The organism is Aminobacter sp. P4_D5 (assembly GCF_056401815.1).
Map to the genome: position 1 here is coordinate 1 of NZ_JBFUIP010000693.1, position 721 is coordinate 721.

The 721-nt window shown below is 70.7% G+C and carries 1 protein-coding gene; it reads left to right on the top strand.

The features are described from left to right. Positions 1-721, top strand: a 721-nt coding sequence (locus AC1DWF_RS34370) for a phospholipase D-like domain-containing protein (protein ID WP_476842959.1), incomplete at both ends; no start/stop codon positions are given.

Genomic DNA, 721 nt, shown 5'->3' on the forward strand with positions numbered 1-721 from the left:
CTGCAATACTACCTCTGGCATGGCGACGTGACGGGGCGGCTCATGGCGCGCGAGGCGCTGATGGCGGCCGACCGAGGCGTGCGGGTCCGCATCCTGATCGACGATCTCTACGGCATCGGGCGCGAGCGGGACATCGCATCGCTCAGCGGCCATCCGCGCATCTCGCTGCGCTGGTTCAACACCTCGCACTGGGGCCATTGGGGCTGGCTCGGGCTGCTGCTGGAATTCGCCTTCGGCAGCTGGCATCTCAACCGGCGCATGCACAACAAGGCCTGGATCGCCGATGGCGAGACCGTGATCTGCGGCGGCCGCAATATCGGCGACCGCTATTTCGACGCGCCGGCCGACTTCAACTTCCGCGACCTCGATGTCTCGGTCCGGGGCCCGGCGGCCGAGGAGGCGACGGCCCTCTTCGAATCCTACTGGCGCAACCCCCTGGCCCGCCCGCTGCGGCGCCTGCCCCGCATGCGCACCCGCAAGTCGGCGCTGAAGCGCCTGCGCCGCAAACTGGAGGCCGTCGCGGCCTCGCCGGAGGGGCTGGAGGTGCTGGAGGGCGTGCGCAACGTCGGGCCCCCAATCGGCATCGAGATCGCCAATGACGCCATCCGCATCCTCGCCGACCCGCCCGGGAAGGAGCGGGGAGGCGAGGCCAGCGTCATCGCCCCCGTGGTGCACGACCTGCTGGCCTCGGCGCGGCGCGAGGCGCTGCTCATCTCGCCGT